Here is a 6,567-nt window from a genome sequence, read left to right as displayed (position 1 = left end):
CCCCCATACCAAGCCCCCCTCGTACGCGGAGTGGCGATCATAGGACGGAACGCAACCGGAGCGGCAGGGCGCATGCCGGCCCGACCACGGCCCCGTCCTCACCCCTTGCGCCGGACGGTGGTGGTGAACCCCTCGTGCGCGGGGCAAGGGTGGGCGATGCGGGCCTCCGCTGACGTACGCCTCCTCGTCGCCGGCGACGCGCCGCAGCGCACGGACACGGACACACGAACGGGGACGAATGCACTTGGCTGGTGCCCAGCGGTCCTCACGGGCGACGGCCCGCCCCGGAATCCGTGGGTCCGGAATCCAGGACGGGCCGTCGCTACCGTTCGTTTCCTTCAGTTTCGTTTCCCTCAGCGCAGGGAGACGAATGTGGCGGTGCTCGGTACCCCCTTCTCGTCCAGCAGGAAGAGCATGTAGTGGCCGGGCGGGGCGTCGTTCGCGGAGGGCGGGGCCTGCAGCCCGATCGTGTTGCCCTCACGGTGGACGATCCGCAGTTCCAGGTGGCGCTGACTCGTGTTGACGGCGTGGGTCGCGGTGGTCGGCGCCAGCAGGACGGCCTTCTTGACCTGACCGGGAGGCGAAGTCGTCACCCTGAAGCGGGAGTCGTAGCCGATGGGGCCGCCGCGGTGGCCGTCCCCCGCCGGCGTACGTACACCACGACCCCGCCGATCGCCGCCAGGCCCGTGGCCCCGGCGATGGCGACCGGCTGCCAGGACGCCTCGGCCGCCATTCCGGACGCGGCGGCCACCGGCGTTCCGGACACGGCGGCCACCTTCTCCGGCTGGTCCTCCACGAGGCCTCCGTACCCGCCGGCCAGGCCCTTGCGGTCGTACTCCGAGCCGGGCATCTTGTCGCCGTAGCGGGCCGTGACCAGCTTCTGGTACGCGGCGAGGGTGACGCCGCGCTTCCCGCCGAGGCCCGTGGTCGCCTCCTCGTTGAGCGGCTCGACCGTGCCTTCGGGGGTGAGCCGGTACCAGGCGTGGATCTGAGGCTCGGTGAAGGTACGGGCCTGCGGAGTGCCGCGCTCCGCAAAGCCGAGCTCGGCGTCCCCGTCCCGGATTCCGGCCAGCTGCCAGCCCTCGGCACCGACGTTCTGCACGGCGCCTTCCGTGGCAGCGGCGTTGCCCTTGGGCTCGAGCAGTACGGCGGCGTGCTTGCCGTCGGAGGCGGTCACCCGGGAGGCCAGGTAGGAGAGCCGGAGCGCGGTCTCCGGGGTAGCCCGGGTCTTGCCGGTCACGAACTCGGGGCTGATCTCGAACATCGGCACCGGGTCCTTGAGATCGAACGCGGGCGGCGCGGCGACGGCGGCCGGCGCGTTGCCCGGGGCGCCGACGGCACCGCCGTCCGCGGCGGGGGCGCTGCCGGCCTGCCGGGCCGAGACCAGGAACCGGGAGACGGTGTCGCGAAGTTGGCCACTGCGGATGGCCTGCTGCGCGGACGGGTAGCCCGCGATGCTGTCACCCTCCGCAGCCTGTGCGGGAACGATTCCGCACAGGGCGGCGGCGAGCGCGGCCGTGGTGAGGACCGCGGCCCGGACGGCCGCGTGCCTGGTGCGTCGCATGGTCTGCGTGGTCTGCATGGTCGGTGTTCTCCTCAGCCCTGGATCCCGATGCGGGAGTGGGTCCACTGGAACGAGTTGTTGTTCACGTAAGTGGCGTGGTTCCACCAGGTGTAGGTCTGGGTGGTCTGCCACGGGTCACCGACCGCGATCATGTTGGTGGCGCTGTCGTAGCCGTAGATGACGTTCATGTGACCGCCGCCGGTGCGCCAGCCGAACCGGACCGCGAACGGCCGGCCCGCGGCGATCTCGGTGGCCGATTCACTGAACGAGGCGTTGCGGTACAGGCTGCGGCCGCTGTTCCTCAGCCCCAGCCGGGCCAGGCCGTTGGCCATGTCCTCCAGCGTCGCGGGCTGATTGTTGCAGTCCACCCAGGTTCCCTGGGCGGCGAGTTGACAGAACTGCTCCTGGCTGACGGAGCGGCCCCAGTGTTTGGCGATGGTCACGCCGGAGGCGTCCCAGCACCACTGGGTCCTGACCTGCTTCTGCATGACGATCGGGAGGGTCTTCGCGGTCGTGGGTTTCGGGTTCGGGTTCGGACTCGAACCGCACACCGGCAGGGGGGTGGTGTTCTCGCTGATGAAGGCGTCGGCGATGTAGTACGAGCCGGTGTAGATCCAACGCGGATTGTTCTCCACGGTGTCGCCGGTGGTCCGGCAGGACATCCGGATCCTGTCCCCCACCTTCGAGGAACCGTTCACCTGAGCCGAAAGGGACGGCTTGGCCCGGTGGTTGACGGTTCTGTAGTTGCCCTGCCCGCCAATGACCGTGCCGCTGACCACGTCGGCCTGGGCAAGGGCGCCGAAGCCGAACAGGAGACCGCCCGAGAGTGCGGCGGTCATTGCGGCTATCAGCGTTTTCTTGCGGCGGGACGCGCGACGTCTGTGCATCATGCTCCTTGATCTGAGAATGCGTGACTTGCTTGCCCGGCGGCGCTCGGGATGGGTGACGAACAGCCGGCCCGCCGGTCACGGAACATCACGGCCGTCCGGGCAGCCGCGACGGACTCCACTGCGCGGCGATTGCGGCGAGACCGCCGGCACTCCGAGGACCGGGGCCCGGAGCGGCGCCGCCAAGTGTGGACAGCTCAACCGCCTTACGAGGCAAGCATGTTGATGGCGAAGCCGCCGGGATGGGCCGGGGAAGGCACCAGCGGCGATGGGCCGACGGCGTCTGCGCCGGTCGCGCTCACCGTGCGGGTGATGGTTCCGCAGGTGGCGGCGAACTGCGATGCCCGGTGGCGACACCGCTAGCGATGGGGCTGCCGAACTGGAGGTGCTTGGTCTGCCGACCTGCCCAGACGACTACCGCCGGGCCGCACCGACTGACCGAGCGTCACATTCGGTCGGGCCGGGGGCCCTGCACTGCCGGTGAAACTGAGGTTCAGGCCCTCTGAGACCAGGCACAACCGCACCTCTTCCCTTGAGTGGATCGGGTGCCGGGAATCCTGCCAGAGGGACGGAGGGATACGAACGAAGTTGCTCTACGCGCGAAGATGTCGCCTATTCAATCACCGAAAGGACCCGACATGACGGAACGTCAATTCACCTGAGACACAATCCAGTTGGAGATCACTCGCGCTTTGGTCCAGGCCATTCACACACGCCCGCCGACGCACGACTTTACGCAAACTTGATACATCGCATCCCTTTATTGGACGCAACGTCAAATAGTGAAATCGCCGAGAGTGTACGGCGCGTGACTCTCCATCATTTCAGAAAGGGAAATCTCTCGGACCTTTTCCGGCTGAGCCACCAGCCGGACTGAAGGGCCCGGCGAGCCCAGGCCCGCCCTCGTCGCGGGCGGGAACGACCGGATGGGCAACGACACTGGCACGCCTGCCGCGGACCCTTCGGGACAAGGTCCTACGTGCAGGGAGCACACACGGAGGGACACCCGACGCGCCCTGCCGCAGCCCCAGCTCGACACCGTCTTCCGCGGCCTCATGACCGCACACGACGGGGAACCCGTGAAGGTCTTCATCGGCCGCCGCCCACTACAAGGACCAGCGGCGCAGGGGCCTCCGCCTCACGCACCCTCCCGCCCTCCGGGCGGGCCCGGGGCCCGCCCAGCCGGCCCTGCCGGACCGGGGGCTGGGCTCCTGCGCACAGACAGCGGCACCTGCAGCCAGATCAGGAGTCGTCACGGATCGGCTCCAGGATCGCCACGCACTCCACGTGGTGCGTCATCGAAAATATGGCGTAATGCGAGGAGGACTGGGCAGTTCAGGTCAGCGGCGGTGCGTGATCGTTCTGAGCTGTACTGCACGTGCCTGGAGCGTCAAACGAGCGTCGTGACGAACCAGGGCTGCATGTCGTCACACCAGGTCTGACAACAACTGACCGACTACCGTCTCCTCCTCCCGGCTACCGAGTTCCGCGAGTGGGCCGGACAGCTCCGGGTCCCAGGGAGCTTCGGCCGGGCGGCCGATGAGGGGCGATACTACCGGCCCCGTAAGCTCCGCAGCCCGGTATTCGGCAGCCGTGAACCGCCGCCACGGCTGCCGCGACGCGGCGCAGCAGGGCGGAGGCGATGCGCAGCCCGCCCCAGTCGAAGTCACCGTGGTAGCGGCCCGTTATGCCACCCTCATGAAGATCTCGATCGGGCCGCCCTCCTCCAGCTCCAGGATCAGCCGGGCGATCCGGCCGTCCAGCGTGATCAGGTTCTGGATGGACCGCTCCAGATACTGGCTCAGCCGGTCCTCGCAGGAGAGGAAGACCCCTTCCTCCACCTCGTGCAGATCGATGGTGCGCTGGAGGGAGCCCACGAACGACCCGCGCACTGTCGGCGAGCGCGCCGAAGCGGGATTCGACGCGCCGTCGTACTTCGCGGCGCACCTTGAGGCGAAGGGCGCCGTCGGCAGGTGGCGACAGCGCGACACGATCACCGCCCTCCAGGACGAACTGGCGGACGCGGCGGGCCGCCACCGACGCCCGTGTGGCAGCCCAGGAGGCCCGCGCCACCGCGACCGCGCACATCGCCCGTATCGGTGCACGCATCAACGCACTGGCCGAGACCATCCCCTCACCCGGGACCAGATCGCCCGGCTCGAAGCCGATGCCGCGTCCCTCCTGGTCGAGAGCGAGCAGGCGCAGCAACGGGCGGTCGCCCTCGAACAGGAGGCGATCCGGGCCTCCGAGACCGCCGTCCGCACCCGGCAGGCCCATGACCTGACCGAACACGCCGCCGGACGGGGCTGGCCGGCCCAGCACGAGCGGGCCGAACGACTGCGTCCCGCCGTGGCCGCCGACCGCACCCGCCGCCCGGACCTGGAGAAGCAGTACCAGCAGGCGCAGGAGGAGTACGAACGGCTCGCCCGCAACGCCCAGGGCGAGATCATCAAGTCCGCCAAGCTGGTCGCCACCACCCTGGCCCGGTTCCGCATTAACCGAACGGTCTTCGAGGGGCCGTACGACGTGGTCCTCGTCGACGAGGCGGGTGCCGCGACCCTCCCCGAGGTCCTGCTCGCCACCGGAAAAGCGGACCGGGCGGCCGTCCTGCTCGGGGACTTCATGCAGCTGGGGCCGGTGATCCCGCCGACCCTCGGCAACAACGACCGCCCCGACATCAAGCGGTGGCTGCACCCGGACGTCTTCCAGCACTGCGGAATCCAGGAACCCTCCGACGCCCGGGCGCACCCGTCCTGCGTCACGCTCACCGAACAGCACCGGTTCGGCCACGCCGTCATGCGTCTGGCCAACGACCTCGCCTACGGGGGTGTCCTCACGGGCGGCCCCCAGGTGCTGCGGGAGCGACCGGACAACGACCCCGAGATCGTCCTCATCGACACCGACGGCCTGCGCGAGCTGGCCCGTGCCCACCTGAACGGCAGCCGCAAGGGGTGGTGGCCGGCCGGCTCCCTCATCGCCCGGGCCCTGGTGGAACTCCACCGCGAGCAGGGTGAAGAGGCCGGCATCGTCACCCCGTACGGCGTCCAGGCCGAGGCCACCCTGGAGGCACTGCGCGACGTCGAAGGCGCAGGGCGTCCGCTCGCGGAGGTCGGTACGGCCCACCGGTTCCAGGGCCGGGAGTTCGACGTCGTCGTCTTCGACACGGTGGAGGGCAGCGGGGACAGCCGCGAGCTGTGGATGGCCCTCGCCCACCGGCAGCCGGGGGCCGACGCCTGGCACCGCAACAGCGTCCGCCTGTTCAACGTGGCGGTGACCCGGACGAAGGCCCGGCTGTACGTCGTCGCCGGCGGGGCCCGCGTCAGGAACGCCAAGCCCGGAACGGCCCTGGCCCGGCTCGCCGCGCTGATCGGATCCCCGGGCGTCCGGGTCCTGAAGGCCAAGCACCTGATCGCCCCGCCGAAGGCCCCGGTCCCGTTCCGCGGCGAGTTCGGCACGGCCCTGGCGGAGGTGCTGGGCCGGCACGTGGAGGTGACCGACGTCCACGACGAGAGGACCTTCTACGACACCTTCACCGAGGAGATCCACCGGGCACACCACTCGCTGTGGCTCTGGGCGCCGTGGGTCGCGAAGCGGCTCCGCTCCCTGCTGCCCGCCCTGGCTGCCGCCGCTGACCGGGGGGTGCGGATCACCGTCTTCATCCGCGACGACACGGACCAGTTGCAGCGCAAGCCCGCGAGCCAGGCGCTGATCACGGACCTGCGCGCCGTGGCCCACACCGTGATCCCGATGAACGTCATGCATCAGAAGATCGCGGTCTTCGACGAGCGGACCGTCCTGCTCGGCAGCCTGAACGCCCTGTCCCAGAGCTGGACCCGGGAGGTGATGGTCGCGATGCGCGGCGCGTACTTCGCCCGCAAGCTGCTCGCGCACGAGCACGCGGAGACCTTCGCCCGCCCGCCGAAGTGCGGCCGGTGCCGGGGCACGGAGATCGAGATCCGGCGGCGGAAGAACGGCAACTGGTTCTGGCGCTGCTACGCCACCGCGTGCAAGACCACCCCTTCCGGGCGCTCCAACGCCTGGACCCAGGACATCCATCTGCGGGCGGGCCGCTGACACCTCTCCTGTCCGTGCCCAGCCACCACACCGGGGACCTGC

6 protein-coding genes are annotated in these 6,567 nt (G+C 69.9%); 1 reads left to right on the top strand and 5 read right to left on the bottom strand.

Features of this window, described 5'->3' with window-relative positions; all coding sequences use genetic code 11:
* Positions 1–353: 353 nt before the first annotated feature.
* From PV721_RS11790 to PV721_RS11770, 5 genes are all read right to left on the bottom strand, one after another.
* Positions 354–593, bottom strand: a complete 240-nt coding sequence (locus PV721_RS11790; RefSeq protein WP_319723104.1) for a galactose oxidase early set domain-containing protein — start codon at positions 591–593, stop codon at positions 354–356.
* Positions 590–1,582 (bottom strand): hypothetical protein, encoded by a 993-nt coding sequence (locus PV721_RS11785; RefSeq protein ID WP_319723102.1) that lies wholly within the window; start codon positions 1,580–1,582, stop codon positions 590–592. The genes PV721_RS11790 and PV721_RS11785 overlap by 4 nt, the downstream gene beginning before the upstream one ends.
* Positions 1,583–1,596: 14 nt before the next feature.
* Positions 1,597–2,454: a papain-like cysteine protease family protein gene (locus PV721_RS11780; protein WP_319723100.1), complete on the bottom strand. Its 858-nt coding sequence runs from the start codon at positions 2,452–2,454 to the stop codon at positions 1,597–1,599.
* 1,424 nt (positions 2,455–3,878) lie between these two features.
* A complete protein-coding gene (locus tag PV721_RS11775) occupies positions 3,879–4,121 on the bottom strand; it encodes a DUF2399 domain-containing protein (protein ID WP_319723098.1) in 243 nt (80 codons plus the stop codon).
* A gap of 15 nt (positions 4,122–4,136) precedes the next feature.
* Positions 4,137–4,328 carry a DUF2397 family protein gene (locus PV721_RS11770; RefSeq protein ID WP_319723096.1) on the bottom strand — a complete coding sequence of 64 codons (192 nt, stop codon included), beginning with the start codon at positions 4,326–4,328 and terminating at the stop codon, positions 4,137–4,139.
* Here PV721_RS11770 and PV721_RS11765 point away from each other — a divergent pair.
* Entirely contained in the window at positions 4,306–6,525 is a 2,220-nt protein-coding gene (locus PV721_RS11765; RefSeq protein WP_319723095.1) for an AAA domain-containing protein, read from the top strand. The genes PV721_RS11770 and PV721_RS11765 overlap by 23 nt on opposite strands.
* Positions 6,526–6,567: the final 42 nt, after the last annotated feature.

Origin of the sequence: Streptomyces sp. MB09-01, assembly GCF_033794505.1 — a bacterium.
GTDB lineage: Bacteria > Actinomycetota > Actinomycetes > Streptomycetales > Streptomycetaceae > Streptomyces.
The sequence above is the reverse complement of the archived record's forward strand: the minus strand, read 5'-3'. Positions and strand labels throughout refer to the sequence as shown.

Excerpts from the sequence above, each read along its gene's own strand:
- PV721_RS11785 (WP_319723102.1), bottom strand. The coding sequence starts at position 1,582 with ATGCAGACCACGCAGACCATGCGACGCACCAGGCACGCGGCCGTCCGG.
- PV721_RS11780 (WP_319723100.1), bottom strand. The coding sequence starts at position 2,454 with ATGATGCACAGACGTCGCGCGTCCCGCCGCAAGAAAACGCTGATAGCC.
- PV721_RS11765 (WP_319723095.1), top strand. The coding sequence starts at position 4,306 with ATGGTGCGCTGGAGGGAGCCCACGAACGACCCGCGCACTGTCGGCGAG.